Source organism: Streptomyces sp. NPDC058534 (assembly GCF_042717365.1).
Taxonomy (GTDB): Bacteria; Actinomycetota; Actinomycetes; order Streptomycetales; family Streptomycetaceae; genus Streptomyces.
In genome coordinates, this window is sequence record NZ_JBHXNW010000100.1 from 1 (window position 1) to 20,561 (window position 20,561).

19 protein-coding genes are annotated in these 20,561 nt (G+C 71.7%); 6 read left to right on the forward strand and 13 right to left on the reverse strand.

The genetic code is table 11. The features are described from left to right. Positions 1-35: 35 nt before the first annotated feature. From ACFWR9_RS38155 to ACFWR9_RS38165, 3 genes are read right to left on the reverse strand one after another with little or no spacing between them, the layout of a single operon-like run. The gene (locus ACFWR9_RS38155) at positions 36-443 is read right to left on the reverse strand and encodes a RidA family protein (protein ID WP_383850932.1); all 408 of its coding nucleotides are present in this window, start codon (positions 441-443) and stop codon (positions 36-38) included. Then, positions 440-1,567 (reverse strand): mandelate racemase/muconate lactonizing enzyme family protein, encoded by a 1,128-nt coding sequence (locus ACFWR9_RS38160; protein ID WP_383850934.1) that lies wholly within the window; start codon positions 1,565-1,567, stop codon positions 440-442. The genes ACFWR9_RS38155 and ACFWR9_RS38160 overlap by 4 nt, the downstream gene beginning before the upstream one ends. A gap of 27 nt (positions 1,568-1,594) precedes the next feature. After that, positions 1,595-2,368: a creatininase family protein gene (locus ACFWR9_RS38165; RefSeq protein WP_383850936.1), complete on the reverse strand. Its 774-nt coding sequence runs from the start codon at positions 2,366-2,368 to the stop codon at positions 1,595-1,597. Between the two features lie 62 nt (positions 2,369-2,430). Here ACFWR9_RS38165 and ACFWR9_RS38170 point away from each other — a divergent pair, with 62 nt between their 5' ends. Further along, positions 2,431-3,369: an ROK family protein gene (locus ACFWR9_RS38170; protein WP_383850938.1), complete on the forward strand. Its 939-nt coding sequence runs from the start codon at positions 2,431-2,433 to the stop codon at positions 3,367-3,369. Between the two features lie 11 nt (positions 3,370-3,380). Here ACFWR9_RS38170 and ACFWR9_RS38175 read toward each other — a convergent pair whose 3' ends face one another. The 5 genes from ACFWR9_RS38175 to ACFWR9_RS38195 are packed head-to-tail and all read right to left on the reverse strand — an operon-like array spanning position 3,381 to position 8,557. Beyond that, positions 3,381-4,265: an ATP-binding cassette domain-containing protein gene (locus ACFWR9_RS38175; RefSeq protein WP_383850940.1), complete on the reverse strand. Its 885-nt coding sequence runs from the start codon at positions 4,263-4,265 to the stop codon at positions 3,381-3,383. Further along, a complete protein-coding gene (locus ACFWR9_RS38180; protein WP_383850942.1) occupies positions 4,262-5,083 on the reverse strand; it encodes an ATP-binding cassette domain-containing protein in 822 nt (273 codons plus the stop codon). The genes ACFWR9_RS38175 and ACFWR9_RS38180 overlap by 4 nt, the downstream gene beginning before the upstream one ends. Continuing rightward, positions 5,080-5,994 (reverse strand): ABC transporter permease, encoded by a 915-nt coding sequence (locus ACFWR9_RS38185; protein ID WP_383850945.1) that lies wholly within the window; start codon positions 5,992-5,994, stop codon positions 5,080-5,082. The genes ACFWR9_RS38180 and ACFWR9_RS38185 overlap by 4 nt, the downstream gene beginning before the upstream one ends. After that, positions 5,991-6,983, reverse strand: a complete 993-nt coding sequence (locus tag ACFWR9_RS38190) for an ABC transporter permease (protein WP_383850946.1) — start codon at positions 6,981-6,983, stop codon at positions 5,991-5,993. The genes ACFWR9_RS38185 and ACFWR9_RS38190 overlap by 4 nt, the downstream gene beginning before the upstream one ends. Further along, a complete protein-coding gene (locus ACFWR9_RS38195; RefSeq protein WP_383850948.1) occupies positions 6,980-8,557 on the reverse strand; it encodes an ABC transporter substrate-binding protein in 1,578 nt (525 codons plus the stop codon). The genes ACFWR9_RS38190 and ACFWR9_RS38195 overlap by 4 nt, the downstream gene beginning before the upstream one ends. 54 nt (positions 8,558-8,611) lie before the next feature. Between ACFWR9_RS38195 and ACFWR9_RS38200 the strand changes: the two genes are divergently transcribed. From ACFWR9_RS38200 to ACFWR9_RS38215, 4 genes are all read left to right on the forward strand, one after another. Next, positions 8,612-9,445 (forward strand): IclR family transcriptional regulator, encoded by an 834-nt coding sequence (locus ACFWR9_RS38200; RefSeq protein ID WP_383850951.1) that lies wholly within the window; start codon positions 8,612-8,614, stop codon positions 9,443-9,445. Continuing rightward, positions 9,442-10,512 (forward strand): serine hydrolase domain-containing protein, encoded by a 1,071-nt coding sequence (locus ACFWR9_RS38205; protein WP_383850954.1) that lies wholly within the window; start codon positions 9,442-9,444, stop codon positions 10,510-10,512. Before ACFWR9_RS38200 ends, ACFWR9_RS38205 begins: the two co-directional genes overlap by 4 nt. After that, positions 10,509-11,072 (forward strand): NUDIX hydrolase, encoded by a 564-nt coding sequence (locus ACFWR9_RS38210; RefSeq protein ID WP_383850956.1) that lies wholly within the window; start codon positions 10,509-10,511, stop codon positions 11,070-11,072. Before ACFWR9_RS38205 ends, ACFWR9_RS38210 begins: the two co-directional genes overlap by 4 nt. A gap of 1,171 nt (positions 11,073-12,243) precedes the next feature. Beyond that, a complete protein-coding gene (locus ACFWR9_RS38215; protein ID WP_383850959.1) occupies positions 12,244-13,440 on the forward strand; it encodes a glycoside hydrolase family 64 protein in 1,197 nt (398 codons plus the stop codon). Between the two features lie 65 nt (positions 13,441-13,505). Here ACFWR9_RS38215 and ACFWR9_RS38220 read toward each other — a convergent pair whose 3' ends face one another. The 4 genes from ACFWR9_RS38220 to ACFWR9_RS38235 all read right to left on the reverse strand — a co-directional run bounded on the left by ACFWR9_RS38220 (position 13,506) and on the right by ACFWR9_RS38235 (position 18,371). Then, positions 13,506-14,945, reverse strand: coding sequence for a GH1 family beta-glucosidase (locus ACFWR9_RS38220; RefSeq protein WP_383850962.1), 1,440 nt, complete (start codon positions 14,943-14,945; stop codon positions 13,506-13,508). Between the two features lie 102 nt (positions 14,946-15,047). Beyond that, positions 15,048-15,971, reverse strand: a complete 924-nt coding sequence (locus tag ACFWR9_RS38225) for a carbohydrate ABC transporter permease (protein ID WP_383850965.1) — start codon at positions 15,969-15,971, stop codon at positions 15,048-15,050. A gap of 12 nt (positions 15,972-15,983) precedes the next feature. Beyond that, a complete protein-coding gene (locus ACFWR9_RS38230) occupies positions 15,984-16,925 on the reverse strand; it encodes a carbohydrate ABC transporter permease (RefSeq protein ID WP_383850968.1) in 942 nt (313 codons plus the stop codon). Positions 16,926-17,060: 135 nt separating this feature from the next. Then, positions 17,061-18,371 (reverse strand): ABC transporter substrate-binding protein, encoded by a 1,311-nt coding sequence (locus ACFWR9_RS38235; protein WP_383850970.1) that lies wholly within the window; start codon positions 18,369-18,371, stop codon positions 17,061-17,063. 257 nt (positions 18,372-18,628) lie between these two features. Between ACFWR9_RS38235 and ACFWR9_RS38240 the strand changes: the two genes are divergently transcribed. Beyond that, on the forward strand, positions 18,629-19,642 hold the full coding sequence (locus ACFWR9_RS38240; protein ID WP_383850973.1) for a LacI family DNA-binding transcriptional regulator: 1,014 nt from the start codon (positions 18,629-18,631) through the stop codon (positions 19,640-19,642). Between the two features lie 87 nt (positions 19,643-19,729). On the opposite strand, the gene ACFWR9_RS38245 is transcribed toward ACFWR9_RS38240, so the two are convergent. Next, the gene (locus ACFWR9_RS38245; RefSeq protein WP_383850994.1) at positions 19,730-20,539 is read right to left on the reverse strand and encodes an inositol monophosphatase family protein; all 810 of its coding nucleotides are present in this window, start codon (positions 20,537-20,539) and stop codon (positions 19,730-19,732) included. Between the last annotated feature and the right edge of the window lie 22 nt (positions 20,540-20,561).

A 20,561-nucleotide genomic window follows, 5' to 3' on the forward strand; every position in this document is an offset into this window, starting at 1 on the left:
GGGGTGCGCCGGGGCACGCGAGCCCGGAAGGGTGGTCACCCGGGCGTCCGAAGGCCGGGCAGGACGGCCACCACGTCGATCTCCACGAGGATGTTCATGAGGTCCGACCCGACGGTGGTGCGCACCGGGCAGGGTTCGTCGAAGAACTCGCGGTAGGCGGCGTCGTACGCGGCGAAGTCCCGCTTCAGGTGTTGCAGGTGCGCGGTGACCTTCACGACGTCGCGCAGGGAGAGCCCCTCCTCGGCGAGGACCGCGCGGACGTTGCGCAGGACCTGTGCGGTCTGCGCGCCGACGCCCTCGGGTATCTCGCCGGTGACCGGGTCCTGCGGGCCGAACCCGGCCGTGAACAGGAGTCCGCCCGCCACCACGCCCTGCGAGTACGCGCCCGCCGGCCGGGGAGCCCCGGTGGTGTGCACGGCTCGCTTTCCAATACGCGCGCTCATCCCGTCAGGTCTCCGTCCCGTTCGTTGACTCCTGCGTAGTGGCGGAGCTTGTCCTCGTCCACGCGCACGCCGAGTCCCGGGCCGGACGGCACCCGCAGCCTGCCGTTCTCCAGGTGGAGGGGCTCGATGATGTCGTCCGCGTGCAGGTAGTACATGCTGTCGATCGCCCGGGAGAGGACGGGGGTGCTCGACACGACGGCCAGGTGCGCGGCGGTGGCGATGCCGAGTTCCCCGCCGCTGTGCAGGTTCATGCCCAGGCCGAAGGTCTCGCAGTGCGCGGCGAGCGCCTTGGTCGCGGCGATGCCGCCCCACTTGTAGACATCACCGTGGATGACGTCCACCGCGTTCAGCCGCATGGCGGGCGCGAAGTCCTCGAAGCGGACGACGCACATGTTGGTGCACAGCGGGATACGGACCTTGGCCTTCACCTGGCTCATGCCCTCGATGCCGACGCACGGGTCCTCCAGGTACTCCAGGTCCAGTTCCTCCAGCGCGATCCCGGCGCGTACCGAGTCGGGGACGGACCAGGCCGCGTTCGGGTCGACGCGCAGGTTCACCCCGGGCAGGGCCTCGCGGACCGCGCGCAGGATGGCGACGTCGCCCGCGCAGTCCTTGGTGCCCTTGAGCTTGACGGCGTCGAATCCGCCCTCGGCGACGACGCGTGCGGTGTGCTCCGCCATGGCCTTGGGCAGGTCCGCCGGCGTCGCGCCCGGCGCGTCGGCGCGGGTGATCAGCGCGGTGATCGGCACCTCGTCCCGTACGGGGCCGCCCAGCAGGTCGGTGACGGACTGGCCGGTCGCCTTGCCCATCGCGTCCCAGCAGGCGACGTCGACGGCGGCGATCGCCGCGTAGCCGAGGTAGCCGTAGAAGAACGGCACCATGTGCTGCTTGCGGTGGAAGCTCTCCAGCGCGAAGGGGCTGGTCCCGATCAGGTCCGGTGCCAGGTGCCGGACGATCGCGGCGACCGGCGCGCCCCACATCGTCTCGCCCCAGCCCTCGACGCCGGCGTCGGTGCGGATGCGGACGACCGTGCGGGTCTCGCCGGTCTTGGTCTCGAACGAACTCGTGAAGGGGTTGACCAGCGGGAGGTTGACGACCCACACGTCGACGTCAGTGATCTTCATTTCTTCTCCTTGCTTCATCGGGACGCTTCATCGGGACGGCCGGCTCGCCGTGTCGAACGCCCGGATCGCGTCGGCCAGGCCGCGCGCCCGGTCGTCCAGGAGCCGGCCGCCCCGGACGGCGTCGGCGCCGGACGCGTCGTCCGTGGCGCCGTCGACCCGCTCCCACTCGCCGTGGCGTTCCACGGTCAGGCCGGGGTGGGGCGGGTTGTCGAACAGGGGCGGCGGTTCGACGGGGGCCCGGGCGGGCACGGGTGTGCGCACCAGACGGGGGTGGGCCGCGAGCATCAGTGAGGTCTCGAACCATCCGGCGTGCCCCGGGGTGACGTCCGGCCGCCCCGCCTCGTCCTCGCCCGCGGTGAGGGTCCAGTAGGAGCAGGCGGCGACGGTCACCCGGGCGCGCAGTGCGAACCGCTTCACGGCGAGCCGCATGATCTCGTCGTTGCCGCCGTGGCCGTTGACGACCATCACCCGGCGGTGGCCGCTGGTCACGAGCGAGTCGAGGACGTCGTCGAGGACCGCGCCCAGCGTCGCCGCGGAGAGCGACACGGCGGCGGCGAACAGGTGGTGCGGGCTGTGGCCGAAGGGCAGCGTCGGCAGGCGTACGACCTCGGGTGCGGACGCCTCCCGGGAGAGCAGGTCCAGCGCCCGGTCCACGACCTCCTCGACCAGGAGGGTGTCGGTGCCCATGGGCAGGTGTCCGGCGTGCTGTTCCTGGGAGCCGATGGGCAGCAGGGCGATGCCGTCCTCACCGGCCCGGCGGACCTCGCGCCAGGTGAGTTCGGTCAGTCTCGATTGGCTCACGGTGCTACCTCTCCGAAACGGGGCCGTGGCAGAGTCGGCGCATGGTCCACAAAAGTTCTCCGTTGCGACTGGTCCCCGCGGCCGTGCCGGGACCGACCGCGCCGCCCGCTCCGCGGCGGCTGGGCGCCGTCGAGCTGGTGCCCGGCCGGGTCAGGGCGGCCGTGCTGTCCATGGCGGGCCGGGTACTGGACCGCGCCGAGTCGTCCTACGACGCGGCCGGCGCGACGCCCGCGGACATCGACGCGGCGCTGGCGGGGGCGGCCGGTGTCTTCGCCGCGCACGACCTCCAGGGGATCGGCGTGGCCGCCGCGGGGCTCGTGGACCCCCGCACGGGACTGATCCTGGAGGTGAACGACGTGCCCGCCCTGCACGGCTATCCGGTGACGGAGCGGCTCGGCGCGCTCACCGGGGCCGGGGTGCGAGTGGAGCACCGGGCGCGGCTCCAGGTGCTCGGCGACCGCTGGTTCGGCGCGGGCCGCGGGCGGCGCACCTTCGCCTCGGTGTCGACGGGCGAGGTGCTCGGGGTGGGCGTCCTGTACGACGGCGAGGTGATGGCCCCGCCCGGCGGGCGCAGCGGCGCGCACATGACCGTGTCGGCCAGCGGCGAGCGCTGCACGTGCGGCAGCCGGGGCTGCTGGAAGACCGTGGCCACGACCGGCTGGCTGCGCGCCCGGGCGCGGGATGCGGGCCTCGGCCCGGCGGTGTCGCTGGAGGCGCTGGTGAACAGCGGGGACGCGCTCGCCGGACGGGTGGTGGAGGAGTACGCGCACAACCTCGCGCTGGGTCTGGTGAACGTGCAGCAGCTCTTCGCGCCGGGTCTGTTCATCCTGCACGGTGAGGCGCGTGAGGGTGGTGAGCGTTTCCGGACCGTGGTGGAAGAGCGGCTGCGCGAGGCCGTCGCCTTCACCGAGGCCGAGCAGCCGCGGGTGCTGGTCGGTACCGCCGCCGTCGACGACGTCGCGCTGCTCGGCGGGGCGGGTCTGGTGCTGTCGCACCTGTAGGACTCGCGGGGTCATCGGCTCGCCTCGGCGGTCGGTGAGGCGGCGCGCTGCGCCGCGCGGCGCCCCCTGCGCGGGTCCAGGACGGGTACGGCGTCGAGCAGTTGCCGCGTGTAGGGGTGTCGCGGTGAGCGCAGTACCGCCGCCGTGTCGCCCACCTCGACCAGTCGCCCGCGGCGCATCACCGCGACCCGGTCGGCGACCTGGGCGACGACGGCGAGGTTGTGGGAGACGAACACGTAGGTGAGCCCGAGCCGTTGCTGGAGGTCGGCCAGGAGGTCGAGGACGGTCGCCTGCACGGAGACGTCCAGTGCGCTGGTGGGCTCGTCCAGGACGAGCAGACGGGGGCGCAGGGCCAGGGCCCGCGCTATCGAGACGCGCTGGCGCTGGCCGCCGGAGAACTCGTGCGGGTAGCGGTCCTGGATGCCGGCGTCCAGGCCCACCGCCTCCAGGAGTCCACCGACGCGTTCGCGGGTGCGGGCCCGTGCGCGCCGCCCGCGCGCCTCGGAGTCGTGGGTGACGAGGGGTTCGGCGACGATGTCGGTGATGCGCATGCGCGGGTTCATGCTGGAGTAGGGGTCCTGGAGGACGACCTGCATCTGCCTTCGTACGGCGCGCAGTTCGGGCGCGGAGAGGGCGGCGAGGTCCTGTCCGTCGAAGCGCACGCTGCCGGCGGTGGGTTCGAGGAGCCGCAGCAGCAGCCGAGTCAGGGTGGTCTTGCCGCAGCCGGACTCGCCGACCAGGGCGAGGGTCTCGCCCTCGTGGACTTCGAGCGACACGTCGTCGACGGCCGTGTTCGTCCTTCGCGTGCCGAACTCCTTGCGCAGTCCGACGAGTTCCAGGAGGACTCGGCCGGCCCCGGGTGCGGGCGCGGTGGCTTCGGTGGCTTCCGTGGTCATGCCGCCTCCAGTCGCGGGGTGGCCGCCAGCAGCTTGCGGGTGTAGTCGTCGGCCGGCCGGTCGAAGACGTCGAGGACCTCCCCGGTCTCCACGACGCGGCCCTTGTTCATGACCACGACGCGGTCGGCGGTCTCCGCGACGACGGCGAGGTCGTGGGTGATCAGCACGACGGCCATGTCGTGCTTGTGCTGGAGCGTGACGAGGAGATCGAGGATCTGGCGCTGCACCGTGACGTCCAGGGCGGTGGTCGGCTCGTCGGCGATCAGCACACGGGGCCGCGCGACCAGCGCCGTCGCGATCATCACGCGCTGACGCAGTCCTCCGGAGAGTTCGTGCGGGTACTGACGGTAGCGCAGGGCCGGATCGGGGATGCCGACCTCGTCCAGGGCGGCCAGCGCGGCCTCCTTCGCCTCGGCGCGGGACATGCCAGTGTGGTGCCTGAGTACTTCGGCGACCTGGGCGCCGACCCGCTGAAGGGGGTCGAGGCAGGTCATCGGGTCCTGGAAGACCATGGCGATGTCGCGGCCCCGGACCCGGCCGAGGTCCTTCTCGGAGAGTGTCAGCAGGTCGCGTCCGTCGAAGCGGATCTCGCCGCTCGCGTAGACGCAGGGCGGGCTCGGGTTGAGGCGCAGGACGGAGAGGGCGGTGGCGCTCTTGCCGCTGCCCGACTCCCCCACGACGGCGAGGGTTTCACCGGCGTGTACGTGCAGGGAGACGTCCTGGACGGCGTGGACGACGGAGGTTTCCAGGCGGAAGTCGACGCTGAGGCCGTCTATCTCCAGCAGCGGCGCCGGCGTGGTCGGTCGGTCGATGGTCATCGGCGGTAGGCCTTCGGGTCCGCGACGTCCCTGAGGGCGTCGCCGGTGATGTTGATGGCGAGGGAGGTGAGCATCAGCGCGATGCCGGGGAAGACGGCGACCCACCAGGAGGTGCCCAGGTAGAGCTGGCCGTCGGAGAGCATGCCGCCCCAGGTGACCGTCTCCTTGGGCACGCCCAGGCCGAGATAGCTCAGGGACGCCTCGGCGACGATGGCGGCGGCGACGTGCAGGGTGCCGATGGTGGCCAGCGGGGCCATCACGTTGGGCAGCAGGTGGCGGCGCATGATGGTGACGTCGGTGACGCCGATCGCGCGGGCCTCGGTGACGAAGTCGCGGGTGCGCAGCGACATCACCTCGGAGCGCACGACGCGGGCGTAGGAGACCCAGCCGGTGAAGCCGAGCACCAGGATCACGTACCACAGGCCCGAGCCGAGGAAGCCGACGATGGCGAGGGCCAGCAGGAGCGACGGGAAGGCGAGCTGGACGTCGGCGAGCCGCATCAGGGTGCGGTCGGCCCAGCCGCCGAAGTACCCGGAGGACAGTCCCACGACGGTGCCGATGACTCCGGCGAGGAGGGCCGCGCCGGCGCCGACGAGCAGGGAGACCCGGGCACCGTGGATGACGCGCGAGAGCATGTCGCGGCCGAGCTGGTCGGTGCCGAGGAGGTGGGCGCCGCTGCCCCCGTCCTGCCAGGCGGGGGGCCGCAGCCTGAGGAGGAGGTTCTGCGCGTTGGGGTCGTAGGGGGCGATCAGGGGTGCGAACAGGGCGGCGACGAGCAGCAGCGCGAGTACGGCGAGCGCCACGACGGCGAGCTTGTTGCGCAGCAGGGCCCGCAGGACGGCGGAGCCGGAGCCGCCGGGCGGTGCCTCGGCCGGGGTCCGGTCGGTGGCGGCCGGTGACATGACGGTCATCGTGACGTCCTCACCCTCGGGTCGAGGAAGCTGTAGGAGAGGTCGACGAGCAGGTTCACCACGACGAAGGTGGCGGCGAAGAACAGGACGGTGGCCTGGACGAGCGGGAAGTCGCGGTTGGAGATGGCCTCCACGGTCAGCTGGCCGACTCCGGGCCAGGAGAAGACCCGTTCGGTGAGGATCGCCCCGCCGAGCAGGTTGCCGACCTCGAGCCCGACGACGGTCACCACCGGCAGCGAGGCGTTGCGCAGTCCGTGCCTGAGCACCACCTTCAGGGGGCCGAAGCCCTTGGCCCGGGCGCTGCGGATGTGGTCGGAGGACAGAACGTCGATCAGTGAGGAGCGCAGCAGGCGCGCGACGACGGCGACGGAGTAGACGGCGAGGGTGACGGCCGGCAGGACGAGGTTGGCGAAGGTGCCGTAGCCGGAGGCGGGCAGGGCGTGCAGCCAGACGGCGAAGACCAGGATGAGCAGGATGCCGACCCAGAACGGCGGGGTGGACTGTCCCAGCAGGACGCCGGTCATCACGGTGTGGTCGGAGCCGCGCCCGCGGCGCATGGCGGCGAAGATGCCCGCCGGGACGGCGATGACGAGGGTCACCGCGAGGGCCGCGGCGGCCAGTTCGATGGTGGCGGGCAGCCGGTCGGCGAGGATCTCGCTCACGGGTTGGCCGTAGACGAGGGAGTCGCCGAAGTCGAGGCGGAGCAGTCCCCAGAGGTAGTCGAGGTACTGCGCGAACAGCGGCTGGTTCAGGCCGAGGGAGGCGCGCAGCACGTTCTCCTGTTCGGCGGTGGCGTCGGGCGGCAGCAGGATCTTCACGGGGTCGCCGGAGAGCCGTACCAGGAAGAAGGAGACCGTCGCCGTGCACAGCAGGACGAACAGCGCGGTGGCCAGGCGCCTGAGCACCGTGCGCAGCAGCCCCGTGCGGTCCGGGCGGCGGGCCGGGGTGTCCGCGGGGGCGGGTGGTTTGTCGAGGGTGAGGGCGCTCATCGGGACACCTCCGCGCTCTCCATGGCGAGGACGCCCGCGGCTCCGGGTGTCCAGCGGGGGCGGTCGTTGCGGGCGAAGATGTTGTCGATCTGGTAGAGGAAGACGAAGGGCGCCTCCTCGCGCATCAGCCGTTGCAGGTCGGAGAAGGCGCGTTCGCGCTCGGCGGGTTCCTCGGAGAGTTCTTCGAGGTCGATGAGGCGGTCGGCCTCCTCGGAGTGCCAGCGGCTCTGGCGTCGGTCGCTGCGCACGTTGGACTGGACGATGCTCGCGCCGTCCATCGTCCAGACGGTGCTCGCCGCGAGGTAGATCGGGCCGAGCGCTCCCCGGTTGTCGGAGGTGAGCCGTGCGGAGTAGGTGCCGGGGTCGAGGAGATCGACGCGGGCGTCCACCCCTGCCTTCGCCAGCAGGCCGGACAGGGCCTCGGCGACGTTGGCGTCCACGTTGGACGCGGTGATCGTCGTGGCGAAGCCGTGCGGGTGGCCGGCGTCGGCGAGGAGGGTGCGCGCGGTCTCGACGGACCGCTCGAAGGGCTTGACGGTGGGGTCGAAGCCGAAGGCGCCGCGCGGGACGAGGGCGGGTGTCTCGCTGGCCTTGCCGCCGAGTACGGCCTTGATCAGCAGGGGTACGTCGATCGCGTGGTTGAGGGCCTGGCGGACCCGGCGGTCCTGGAGCGGGCCGCGTTCCAGGGTGTTCAGGGACAGGTAGGCGGTGCGGATCCCGGTGTGGCCGTCCAGCGAGACGCCGCCGTAGCCCTCCAGTTGCTGGGCGGCGTCCGGGGTGAGTCCGGCGACGAGGTCGACGCCTCCGCTCTGGAGGGCGGCCAGGGAGGACGAGGCGTTCGGCGCGGGGCTGAAGACGAGGCCGTCGACGCCGGGCCGTCCGTTCCAGTGGTCGGCGTAGGCCCGCATGCGCAGTTCGTGGTCGCGCTGCCAGCTGACGTAGGTGAAGGGGCCGGTGCCGACGGGGTGGTCGGCGAACTCGGCGTCGCCCACCTCGGCCAGGTGGCGGGGCGGTACCACCACGCCGCCGAAGAGGGAGAGCTTCGCGGGCAGGATCGGGTCGTGCACGGTGGTGTGGATGTCCACGGTGAGCCGGTCGACCACGGTGACGCCCTTGACGAAGCGCAGTTCGACGATCGGCGACTTGGTGGCGGGGTCGAGCAGCCGCTCGATGCTGAAGGCGACGGCCCGCGCGTCGCACGCCTCACCGTTGTGGAAGGTCACTCCTGGGCGGAGGGTGAAGCGCCAGGTGCGCGCGTCGGTGGCCTTCCAGGAGAGGGCGAGCCTGGGGTGCAGCCGGTTGTCCCGGCCCCGGGTGGTGAGCGTGTCGAACATGTTGATCAGGACGTTCATCGACACCATGTCGCCCTGCTTCTGCGGGTCCAGGGTCTTGGGGTCCCCGGGCTGGGAGACCCGCAGGACGTTGCCGGCCCGGTCCGCGGCGGCCGTCGTGCCGCACGCGGTCAGGAGCGCCGGGGCGCTGAGGGCTCCGAGCAGCAGACCACCGGTCCGCAGGACGTGACGTCGGGTGGGACGGCTGCGGTCCACCGTGCGCCCCTGATAAATTCGTTCCATTGAACAACACCTCCGTTCCGTCAGATGGAATGCGGTTGGGTTAAGCTAAGCGACATGGTGAAAGCGGTCAACACCCGGTCGGTCGACCAGGAACTCGTGAAGGGCCCCGTCGACAAGGCGATGGAGGTCCTCGACGCGCTCGTGCAGCCCGGCGGTCCCCACCGGTTGGGCGAGATCGCGCGCCGCACGGGACTGACCAAGCCCACCGTCCACCGGCATCTGCGGACGATGGCGGAGTACGGCTTCGCGGAACCGGCGGAGAACGGCAGCTACCGCCCGGGCCCGCGCCTGCTGGGCCTGGCCGCGGCGGCCCTGAACGACAGCCGCGTCCTCGAACTCACCCGGCCCGCCCTGGCCGACCTGCGCCGGCGCACCGGACACGTGGCGTTCTACGCGGTGCGGCACGCGGCCGACGCGGTGTACCTGGAGCAGTCCGAGCCGGCCCGGGAGTACCGGATGAGCACGGCCCCCGGGCAGCGCTCCCCGCTGTACGCGTGCGGCGTGGGGCTCGCCATGCTCTCGGCGCTGCCTCCGGAGGAGGTCGACGCCGTGCTGGACGTACGCGACCTGGAGGCCCGCACACCGAGCACGCTCACCGAGCCCGCAGCGCTCCGGGCGGTGCTGGCGCGGGCGGCACAGTGCGGGTACGCCGTCGACGACGAGTACGACGAGCCGGACGTGCGCTCGGCGGCGGCCCCCGTTCTGGACGCGGAGGGCCGGGTGGTGGGTGCGATCGGCATCCTGGGGCTGGCCTTCACCATGGATCCCGACAGCGTGGAGGTGTTCGGGCCGATGGTGCGCGCCGCAGCGCGCACGGTGTCGGCGGGACTCGGCGCGCGCACGCCGGTCCTCGGCGTGGTGGACGACTCGCGGGGTGAGCGGTCGTGAGCGCCCTGGCCGAACTGCTCACCGAGGGGCGGGAACGGCGGGTCTTCTCGGGGGCCGCCTGGTCCGTGGGGAACGCGGAGGGCCCGCTGGACCGCGGCTGGACCGGCACCCGGAGCTGGGACGGGCCGTCGCTGGACGGTGATGACATGTGGGACCTCGCCTCGGTGACGAAACCGATCGCTGGGCTCGCGGTCATGGCCCTCGTCGAGCGCGGCGCACTGGGGCTCGACGCGACGGTGGGCACGTATCAGCCGGATTACAGAGGCGGCGACAAGGCCGACCTGACGGTACGTCAACTCCTGGCGCACACCTCGGGAATCCCCGGTCAGGTGCCGCTCTACCGCGACCATCCCACTCGCGCCTCCCTGCTGGAAGCGGTACGGCTGCTGCCGTTGACCGCGGAGCCCGGCACCCGGGTCCAGTACTCGTCGCAGGGCTTCATCGTCCTGGGCCTGATCGCCGAGGCGGCGACGGGACGGCCGCTGGACGCGCTGGTGGAGGAGCTGGTGTGCGCGCCGGCCGGCCTGCGGGACACCGTGTTCCGGCCGGACGCCGGGCGCCGGGCGCGGGCGGTCGCCACCGAGGACTGTCCCTGGCGCGGCCGCGCGGTCGTGGGCGAGGTCCACGACGAGAACGCGGTGGTGCTCGGCGGCGTCGGCGGGCACGCGGGCCTGTTCTCCACCCTGGCGGACATGGAACGGCTCGGCACCGCACTCGCCGACGGCGGCCGGAGCATCCTGCGCCCCGACACCTTCGCCCTCATGACGGCGGCCCACACGGACCACCTGGCCCTGCGGCGCGCTCTCGCCTGGCAGGGCCGCGATCCGGTCGGCTCCCCCGCCGGCGACGTGTTCGGCCCCGACTCGTACGGCCACACCGGCTTCACCGGCACCAGTCTCTGGGTCGACCCGGCCACACGGCGCTATGCCGTGCTGCTCACCAACCGGGTCCACCCGACCAGGGCCGGGGACGGGATCGTCGCCCTGCGCCGTGCGTTCCACGACGCGGCCGCCGGACTGCCCCGCGATGGCGTGCGGCGGACCCCACCGTGTGGAATGGCCGGATGAACACTCCCGTACCACCCGCACCCGAACCCGGCGCCGAGCGCCCCGAACGCGCCCGCCCCACCCCGCACAGCCTCACCGGAGTCGGTCTCGCCGTCCTCGATCCCGCCGGCCGGGTCCTGCTCGGCCTGGGTCATGACGGACGCTGGGAGCTCCCCGGTGGCAAGGTCGACACGGGCGAGGACTTCGAGACGGCCGCCGCCCGGGAACTGGCGGAGGAGACCGGGCTCACGGTGGCCGCCGAGGACGTACGGGTCCTGGCCGTGTTCGTCGACGGCCTGGCCGGACTGACCCGGGTGACGGCGGCGGCCGTCACCGAGCGGGCCTCGGGCACGCCCCGGGTCACCGAGCCCGACAAGATCGAACGCTGGGAGTGGTTCGCCCGGGACGCGGTCCCTTCCGCCCTCTTCGCGCCGTCCGCCTCGGTCCTGGACTGCCTGTGGCCCGAGGCGGAACGACGGGGCGGCGCCGGGGTGCGCCACTACACGCTGGCCGACTCCCCGTCCGCCCGGCCGGTCGTGAACGGCAGCACCGGCCGGGACGGGTGCGCGGCGTCGCGGTAGATCTTGTGGGTGACGGCGCGGCCGACCGGCAGGTGGAACGCGTCCGGCGGCAGCAGCGCGTTGTGCTCGTCGGCCAGGGGTTGGGAGCTGCTGGTCTTCGACTGCGTATGCGTGTGCTCTGACGTGCATGGGTGAGTACGGCCGGTGGGGTCGGAGGGCTCGGTGTCCGGGTGCGAACGGGAGTCTGCCCGTCGAATGCGTGACCTCTGGTGGGTGATCGTCGTTGGGTGGGGTGGGCGGTCGTCACGGCTGATCGGGGGGTGCGGGGGTGGGTGGTCTGCGGGAGCTTGCGGCGCCGTTCGTGGTGCCCGGTGCGTCGGGGGTGGCGGTCCGTACCCGGCTCAAGCAGCTCACCGCTGCTGATATGGAGGTGTTGCGGCGGGTGGGCGCGCATCTGGGCGTGCTGGCCTCCCGTGATCTGAGGGCGCGCTGCCGTGACGGGCTGGGGCATGATGCCGGGGCGTGGGCGGCGCGCAAGCGGGATCGCACCCGCCCACCGGGCCGACGACCGGCCGGCTCCGCATTCTCTGTGGCCGTGACGGTGCGGTCGGCGATGTCGCGGAATGCGGGAATGCCGAGGTTCACGGTTGCGGCGCGACAGTCACGTTCGGTGAGTTCGGCGAGCTTCTGCCTGGCTCCGGCGAGACTGACTTTGAGCCCCTCGTGGATCTCCTGCCTCGGGTGCAGCCGTCACACATCGGGGCTGCGCTGCGGCGGCGTGGTGAGCGCGAGGGCCTGGAGTCATGGTGATCTTCTGGCCGCCCGCCTGGATGGTGTGGAAGTCCGTCATGACTCGTCGAGCTCCTGCGTTACGGGTTCTGGTCGAGGTGTGTGCCGTAGCCGGCCATCGAGGTGAAGAGCGGCGACGGCTCCAGCCGGGGATCGCCGGTGTAGCCGAGTTCCTCGGCCACCGGGGCGAACGGCGAGTACGGCGACGGCCGTCTCGCCCGCCGGCCACGGAGCCACGGAAGGCCCCGGGAAGACCCCCACGGCGGCACCGGTCACCACAGCCGGTGCCCGTCGCGCCCGGTACGCCGCCCCTACCCACTGCGCACCGCGACTTCGCCGCATCCCGCCCCGCACATTGACATGCCCGCGTCCCGGCGCAACGCTGAGAGCGCTCTCAGAATCGGTACGGACCAATCCCCCCACACCCGCACGGAGGTGGAGAGTGCTTTCAGGACTCAGACGCCGTCTGCTCGCCGTGGCCACGGCAGCGGGCCTGGCCGGCACCCTGCTCACGTTCGGCGCCTCGCCGCCCGCGGACGCCGCGGTGCCCGCCACCATCCCCCTGAAGATCACCAACAACTCCAGCCGCGGCGAAGCCGTGCACATCTACAACCTCGGCACCTCGCTGACGACCGGTCAGCAGGGCTGGGCCGACGCCAACGGCACCTTCCACGCCTGGCCCGCCGGCGGCAATCCGCCCACCCCCGCACCGGACGCGTCCATCCCCGGACCCGCCGCCGGACAGACCAAGACGATCCGGATCCCCAAGCTGTCGGGGCGCATCTACTTCTCGTACGGCCAGAAGCTCGACTTCCGGCTGACCACGGGCGGTCTGGTGCAGCCGGCGGTGCAGAACCCGAGCGACCCGAACCGCAACATCCTCTTCAACTGGTCCGAGTACACGCTCAACTACTCCGGGCTGTGGCTCAACAGCACCCAGGTCGACATGTTCTCCGCCCCCTACACGGTCGGCGTGCAGCGCGGCGACGGGAGCGTGACCAGGGCCGGGAAGCTCAAGGCCGGCGGCTACAACGCGGTGTTCAACGCGTTGCGGGCGCAGCCCGGCTGGGGCGGACTGATCCAGACCCGGCCCGACGGCACCATGCTGCGGGCGCTGTCGCCGCTGTACGCGCTGGAGACCGGGGCGCTGCCCGCGTCGGTGCTGAACGACTACATCAACCGGGTCTGGCAGAAGTACTCGACGAGCACGCTGACCGTCACGCCGTTCGGCAACCAGCCGAACACGAAGTACTTCGGGCGGGTATCGGGCAACGTCATGAACTTCACCAACAGCGCGGGCGCGGTCGTCACGAGCTTCCAGAAACCGGACGCCTCCAGCGTCTTCGGCTGCCACCGGCTCCTGGACGCCCCCAACGACCTGGTGCGCGGACCGATCTCGCGCACGCTGTGCGCCGGTTTCAACCGTTCGACGCTGGTGATCAACCCCAACCAGCCCGACCCGTCGGCGGCCAACTTCTACAAGGACTCCGTGACCAACCACTACGCCCGGATCATCCACGACCGGATGGCGGACGGGAAGGCGTACGCCTTCGCCTTCGACGACGTCGGCAACCACGAGTCACTGGTGCACGACGGCAACCCGGCCGAGGCCCGCCTCACCCTCGACCCGCTCAACTGACCCGGCACCGCGAACCGGCCCGCCCCCGTCCTCCGCTCGCGCGGCAGGGGGGGGGCGGCACGCGGTCAGGCGCCGGGCAGTACGCCGGTGCGGGCGACCTCGGAGTACCAGTGGGCGCTCGCCTTCGGGGTGCGGGTGCCGGTCGGGTAGTCGACGTAGACGGCGCCGAAGCGCTTGCTGTAGCCGTGCGCCCATTCGAAGTTGTCCAGCAGCGACCAGAGGAAGTAGCCGCGCACGTCCGCGCCGTCCAGGATGGCCTGGTGGACGGCGGCGAGGTGGCCCCGCACATAGGCGATCCGGGCGGGGTCGTTGACGTGGCCGGCGGGGTCGGCGTAGTCGTCGAACGCGGCGCCGTTCTCGGTGATGACCAGCGGCAGCGCCGGGAAGTCGGCGGCCAGCCGGCGCAGCAGGTCGTACAGGCCGGTGGGGTCGACGGCCCAGCCCATCGCGGTCCGGTCGCCGGGCGGCTGGTGGAAGGCGACCCCGTCGGCTCCCGGCCAGGGGCTGTGGGAGCTGTTGCCGTGTCCGTCGGAGCTGTGGGTGCCGCTGCCGTCGGTCTCGGAGACGACGGTGGGCGTGTAGTAGTTGACGCCGAGGAAGTCCAGCGGCTGGTGGATCCGCCGCAGGTCGCCGTCCTGGACGAAGGACCAGTCGGTCAGCTCGGCGGTGTCCTTGAGCAGGTCCTCCGGGTAGGCGCCCGTCAGCATGGGGCCGGTGAAGACCCGGTTGGCGAGGGCGTCGATCCGGCGGACCGCGTCGGCGTCCCCTTCGCCGCCGGTGAGCGGGCGGACGTGGTGGACGTTGAGGGTGACCGAGCAGCGGGCGTCGGCGCGGACGCGGTCGCGCAGCGCCTGGACGGCCAGACCGTGCGCCAGGTTGAGGTGGTGGGCGGCGCGCAGGGCGGCGACCGGGTCGGCGCGGCCGGGGGCGTGCACTCCGGAGCCGTAGCCCAGAAAGGCGCTGCACCAGGGCTCGTTGAGAGTGGTCCAGGTCTTCACCCGGTCGCCGAGGGCGTCGGCGGCGAGGGCGGCGTACTCGGCGAACCGCTCCGCCGTGGCGCGCTCGGGCCAGCCGCCCGCGTCCTCCAGTTCCTGCGGCAGGTCCCAGTGGTAGAGGGTGGCGACGGGCTCGATGCCCTTCTCCAGGAGGTCGTCGACGAGACGCCGGTAGAAGTCCAGGCCCTTCTGCACGGCGGGACCGCGCCCCGTGGGCTGGATCCGGGGCCAGGCGAGGGAGAACCGGTAGGCGTCCAGGCCGAGTTCGGCCATCAGGGCGACGTCCTCGCCGCTGCGGTGGTAGTGGTCGGTGGCGACGTCACCGGTGTCGCCGTTGCGGACGCGGCCGGGGGTGCGGGCGTAGGTGTCCCAGATGGACGGCGTGCGGCCGTCCTCCGCGGCGGCTCCCTCGACCTGGTAGGAGGCGGTCGCGGAACCCCAGAGGAAGCCCTTGGGGAAGGTACGGGCGGCGTCCGGGGCGGACGCGGTCTGCTGTGCTGCGGTGACCACGTAAGTCCTTTCGAGGTGGGGGTGTTCACGGGCGCGCGAACGCCGGAGGGGTGCCGTGCGGGCCGGGCGGCCGGGCACCGCGCCCGCACTGCGGCGGCGGGGTCAGCCCTTGACGGCGCCCGCCATGATGCCGCTGACGATCTGGCGGCCGAAGACGATGAACATGGCCAGCAGCGGCAGCGTGCCGAGCAGCGCGCCGGCCATGATCAGCGACTGGTCGCGGACGTAGCCCGCGCTGAGCTGGGTGAGCGCGACGGGCACCGTCGGGTTGGTCATGTCGAGGACCACGAACGGCCAGAAGAAGTCGTTCCACGCGTGCACGAACGTGATCATGAACAGGACCGCCATCGCGGGCCGCGCGACGGGCAGCACGATGCTCCAGAAGATCCGCAGCGAGTGCGCCCCGTCCACGCGTCCGGCCTCGACGAGTTCGTCCGGCAGCGCCTCCGAGAGGTACTGCCGCATGAAGAAGACGCCGACCGCGCTGACCAGGGTGGGGAAGATGACGGCGGGCAGCTGCTGCGACCAGCCCAGCTCGGCCATCATCATGAACAGCGGTACGACGCCCAGCTGCGGCGGCACCAGCATGGTGCCGATCACCAGCATGAGCAGGGCGTTTCGCCCCTTGAACCGCAGTTTGGCGAAGGCGAACCCGGCGAGCGTCGCGAACATCACCGTGGACAGGGCGATCACCCCGGCCACGATCAGGCTGTTGATCATCGCCTTGCCCATCGCCGCTTCGTCCCAGGCCCGGGCGAGGTTGCTGAACAGGTTCGGGCCGGGCAGGAACGGCGGCGGCGTCTGGCTGACCCGGGTGTTGTCGGTGGAGGCGGCCACCATCGTCCAGTACAGCGGGAAGATCGACAGCACCGCCATGATGGCGAGCAGGACGTAGGCGAGGGGCCCGGCGTGGTGCTGGCGGCCCGCGCGCTGGCGCAGCAGCCGGCGCCCGCCGCGGCCGCCCGCCGGGTCGGCGTGGGTACGGTCCGGGCTGTCCGTCCGGACCGGGAGGCTCTGTGTGGTCATGGCGACTCCAGGTCAGGACGTACGGGAGCGCAGGCGCTTGGTCAGGCGCTGCACGACGAAGACGAGGACGAGCAGCAGGAACATCGCCCAGGCGACGGTCGCCGAGCGGCCCATCTGGTAGTTCTTCCAGCCCTCCTCGTACAGCAGGAGGCCCAGCGTCTGGTACTGGTTGTCCGCGCCGCCGGTGACCCCGTTGGGCCCCTGGCCGAAGATCAGCGGCTCACCGAACAGCTGTGTGGCGCCGATCGTGGAGAGCACAATGGTGAAGACGATGGTGGAGCGGATCCCCGGAACGGTGACGTGGGTGAACTGCTGCCAGCGGGAGGCCCCGTCGAGCGAGGCCGCCTCGTACCGGTCGGCGGGGATGGCCTGCATGGCGGCCAGGTACAGCAGCGCGTTGTAGCCGGTCCAGCGCCAGATCACGATGGTGGAGATCGCGACCTGCGCGGGCCACTTGTCGGCCTCCCAGTCCACCGGGTCGATGCCGACCGAGCCCAGCGCCCAGTTGATCATGCCGAAGTCGCGCTCGAAGATCATGGTGAAGACGAGGGCGGCCGCCGCGACCGAGGTGGCGTAGGGGACGAGCGAGGCGACCCGGAAGAACAGCGAGGCGCGCATCCGGTAGTTGAGCAGGTGCGCCAGCCCGAGCGCCATCATCAACTGCGGCACCGTGGAGATGACGCCGATGGTGATCGTGTTCCGCAGCGCGTTCCAGAACCTGGAGTCCCCCCACAGGTCGACGTAGTTGTCGAACGCCACCCACTCCATGACATCGAGGGTGGCCAGCTCCACGTCGTGCAGGGAGATCCACGAGGTGTAGACGAGGGGGTAGAAACTGAACGCGGCGAAGATCACGAAGAACGGCGCGACGAACACGTACGGGGCGCCCTTGATGTCCAGCCGGTGCAGGAGCGCGCCGCGTCGCGCCGGGGCCTTGGTGGTGGAGGTGGCCACCGGGAATTCCTTCCTGAGATCGGATGTGTGTGGCAGATCGGATGTGTGTGGCAGATCGGATGTGTGCGACCGTGCGCCGGGCCCGCCGGAGTGGCGCGGGCGGGCCCGGACGACAGGTCCTAGGTGGGCGGACGGTCAGCCGACCGCCTTCTCGATGCGCTCCGCGGTGGTCTTCCACGCCTCGTCACGGGCGGTGCCCTGCTGCTCGATCAGGGTGAGGCCCTGGGAGAAGGTGTCCTTGATCGTGCCGTCCTTGCGGCCGAGGACCTGCTTGTCCGGGATCTCCTGGGCGGCGGCACCGAAGATCTGGCCGATCGGGGCGCCGCTGAAGTACTCGGACTTGGCGTTCTTCACGTCGGCGCTCTCCAGCGCCGTGCGCGAGGACGGGATGTTGCCGATCTCCTTGAAGATGTGGGCCTGCTGCTCCGGCGCCGTCAGCCAGGCGACGAGCTTCTTCGCCTCCTCCTTCACCGGGCTCTGCTCGATCACGCCGAGGAAGGACCCGCCCCAGTTCGCGCCCTTGGGGGCCTTGGCGACGTCCCACTTGCCCTTGTTCGCCGCGCCGGCCTTCTCGCTGATGTGGCTCAGCATCCACGCCGGGCAGACCGCTGTGGCGAACGTGCCGTTGGCCAGGCCCGGGTCCCAACCCGGCTGGAACTGACGGAGCTTGGCCGTCAGCCCGTCCTCCGCCGCGTCGGCGGCGAGGCCCCACGCCTCCTTGACGGCCGGGTTCGTGTCGTAGATCAGCTCGCCCTGCTCGTCGTAGTACTGCTCGGGGTAGCCGTAGACCATGGCGTTGAACAGGCCGCTGGCCGCGTCCATGTAGGCCACGTCGTCACCCTTGAAGCCCTTCTTGAAGGTGCGGCCGGCCTCGACGTACTTCTTCCAGTCGCCCTCCCACAGCTGGGCGACCTCCTCGCGGTCGGTGGGCAGGCCCGCCTGCTCGAAGTAGTCCTTGCGGTAGCAGACGGCCATCGGGCCGATGTCCGTGCCCAGGCCCAGCACCTTGCCGTCCCCGGTGCTGATCTGGGACTCCTTCCACGGCAGGAAGTGGTCGGTGCCGGCGGCTCCCGAGAAGTCCGCGAACTTGTCCGACTGGGTCTCGGTGATCTCCTTGGCCCGCCCGATCTCGATGCCCTGGATGTCCTTCAGCCCTTTGCCGGCGGCGAGCCTGGTCTGCAGCGCGGTGTAGTACGTCTGCTCGTCGCCGGCGATCTCGGCCTTGATGTCGACGTCCGGGTTCTCCTTCTCGTACTGCTCCAGGAGGCCCGTCTCCTTGATCCCCATCACCCCGTACAGGCCCATGGTGATGACGGTCCTGCCGTCCTTCCTGCCACCACCGGTGACCGAGTCGTCGCCGCTGCTGCATCCGACGACCAGCGCCAGCGCGCCGACGGCCGCGACCGTCGCCACCGCCTTCCCGCGCAACGAACCGAGAGTGCCCATGGATCTCCTCCTAGCGACGGCTCAGACAAGGTGGGAACGTGCCCAATTTTAGTGGGCACGTTCCCACCGGCGCATCGAAGACTCGTGGGAGCGGGCCCATATGTCAATAACTTGAAAACAACTCGCCCCCCGTCCGGGTCCGGGAGTTGATCTCCCGACCGCCGAGGGGGTGCGCCGACGGTGACCGGGTCTGCAAGAATTGCCGCAGGTCACCTCCGCGGCCGGCACGTCCGCCGCGGCCGCCGAGGGGGGAGTGCATGACCGGCAACCGCCGTCCCACGATCAAAACGGTCGCCGCCCGCGCCGGAGTGGGCCGCACCACCGTCTCCCGCGTCGTCAACGGCTCGGAGCTGGTCAGTGCCGACGCCCGCGCCAGGGTCCTCGCGGCGATCAAGGAACTGAACTACGTCCCGAATTCGGTCGCCCGTGGGCTGGTCACCAACCGCACCGACGCCGTGGCCCTGGTGATCCCGGAATCGGAGAGCAGGCTCGGCTCGGAACCGTTCTTCGCCGCGCTGATCCGCGGCGTCAGCCGTGCCCTCGCCGAGAGCCGGACCCAGCTCCAGCTGATGCTCGTCCGCGACCAGGCCGAGCGGGACCAGCTGACCGAGTCGGTCGCGGCCCGCCGGGTCGACGGCGTCCTCCTGGTCTCGGTGCACTCCGAGGACCGGCTGCCCGGCATGCTGGAGGAGATGGGCCTGCCCACCGTGCTGGCCGGCCGCCGCGACGCGGGCGAGCGGCTGAGCTACGTGAACGCGGACAACGCCGGCGGGGCCGCCGCGGCGGTGCGGCACCTGCTGACCGGCGGACGGAAGCGGATCGCGACCATCACCGGGCCGCTGGACATGGACGTCGGCCGCAGCCGGCTCGCGGGCTGGCGCGACGCACACCTGGAGGCGGGGGCGCTCGCCGCGGAACTCCTGGTGGAGGCGGGCGACTTCACCGAGGAGGGCGGGGCGCGCGCGATGCGTTTGCTTCTTGAACGCGCCCCGGATCTGGATGCCGTCTTCGCGGCCTCGGACCTCATGGCGGTCGGCGCCCTGGCCGAACTCCGCCGGCACGGGCGGCAGGTGCCCGGCGATGTCGCCGTGGTCGGATTCGAGGACTCCGTCCTCGCCCGGCACACGGACCCACCGCTCACGACGGTGCGTCAGCCGGTGGAGGAGCTGGGACGGACCATGGCCCGCATCCTCACCGACATCACGCAGCACGGCGCGCCACGGCAGCAGTTGACGCTTCCGACGGAGCTGGTGGTGCGGGAGTCGTCGTAGGTGGTGTCCACCGTGCGGGCCCGGGCCTGCGCAGAGATCCGCGGTGGCGGAACGCCGATGCCCGCCACCGCCCCGTCGCTCACAGCCTCAACTTCGGCTGCGCATCATCGACATCAGCAGCTCGTGGGTCTCGGCGTCGGCGGCGATCACAAGCCCGCGGCCCGCATCACCGATCGGGGCGCCGTCGATCCCGGTGACGGTGCAGCCGGCGGCCCGGCACAAGGCGATGCCGGCCGCGAAGTGCACGCTCTGGGAGAGGTCGCCGCCGTCGGTGACATAGGCGGCGCGCCTGCCGGCCGCGACCCAGGCCAGCGCCAGGGTCGTGGATACGACGCGCGGCCGGAAGCGGTCGACGAACTCGGTGTGGGCCAGCAGATCCACGGCCCGGAATCCGGGCGCACTCGGGAACGGCGGATCCAGGTTGACGTCCACCAACCGGGTGGCGGGCGTGGGCGTCAGTGGTGCGTCGTCGGTCCCGTCGCGCCGGGCCCAGGCGGTCTCCCCGTCGGTGAAGAAGACCTCGCCGCTGAACGGGTCGGCCACCGCCGCCGCCCCGTCGCGCAGGGCCACGTTGACGGCCACCAGCATGTTGCCGACGGCGTAGTTCAGCGTGCCGCACAGGGGGTCCACCAGCCACTGGCGCACCGCGTCGGCACCGCCCTGCTGCCCGCCTTCCTCGCCGAGCACCGCGTCATCGGGCCGTGCGGCACGGATGACGCCGAGGATCGCCTTCTCGGCCTCCACATCGGCGTCGGTGGCGAAGTCCCCGGCACCCTTGTCGATGCGGTTGAGCCGCCGGCCGTACATCTTGCGGACCACGTCCGCGCCGGTCCGCGCCGCGGCTGTCGCGACCGCTGCATCGTCGGAGCCTTCGTATGGGTGGATCACGCCGTGCAGACTATCGAGGCGAGCCACCACC

What these genes read in the sequence shown, in the direction of transcription:
- ACFWR9_RS38200 (WP_383850951.1), top strand. Translation starts at nt 8,612, where the DNA reads ATGGTGAAAGCGGTCAACACCCGGTCGGTCGACCAGGAACTCGTGAAG.
- ACFWR9_RS38155 (WP_383850932.1), bottom strand. Translation starts at nt 443, where the DNA reads ATGAGCGCGCGTATTGGAAAGCGAGCCGTGCACACCACCGGGGCTCCC.
- ACFWR9_RS38240 (WP_383850973.1), top strand. Translation starts at nt 18,629, where the DNA reads ATGACCGGCAACCGCCGTCCCACGATCAAAACGGTCGCCGCCCGCGCC.
- ACFWR9_RS38180 (WP_383850942.1), bottom strand. Translation starts at nt 5,083, where the DNA reads ATGACCATCGACCGACCGACCACGCCGGCGCCGCTGCTGGAGATAGAC.
- ACFWR9_RS38225 (WP_383850965.1), bottom strand. Translation starts at nt 15,971, where the DNA reads ATGACCACACAGAGCCTCCCGGTCCGGACGGACAGCCCGGACCGTACC.
- ACFWR9_RS38190 (WP_383850946.1), bottom strand. Translation starts at nt 6,983, where the DNA reads ATGAGCGCCCTCACCCTCGACAAACCACCCGCCCCCGCGGACACCCCG.
- ACFWR9_RS38160 (WP_383850934.1), bottom strand. Translation starts at nt 1,567, where the DNA reads ATGAAGATCACTGACGTCGACGTGTGGGTCGTCAACCTCCCGCTGGTC.
- ACFWR9_RS38235 (WP_383850970.1), bottom strand. Translation starts at nt 18,371, where the DNA reads ATGGGCACTCTCGGTTCGTTGCGCGGGAAGGCGGTGGCGACGGTCGCG.
- ACFWR9_RS38210 (WP_383850956.1), top strand. Translation starts at nt 10,509, where the DNA reads ATGAACACTCCCGTACCACCCGCACCCGAACCCGGCGCCGAGCGCCCC.
- ACFWR9_RS38185 (WP_383850945.1), bottom strand. Translation starts at nt 5,994, where the DNA reads ATGACCGTCATGTCACCGGCCGCCACCGACCGGACCCCGGCCGAGGCA.
- ACFWR9_RS38175 (WP_383850940.1), bottom strand. Translation starts at nt 4,265, where the DNA reads ATGACCACGGAAGCCACCGAAGCCACCGCGCCCGCACCCGGGGCCGGC.
- ACFWR9_RS38195 (WP_383850948.1), bottom strand. Translation starts at nt 8,557, where the DNA reads ATGGAACGAATTTATCAGGGGCGCACGGTGGACCGCAGCCGTCCCACC.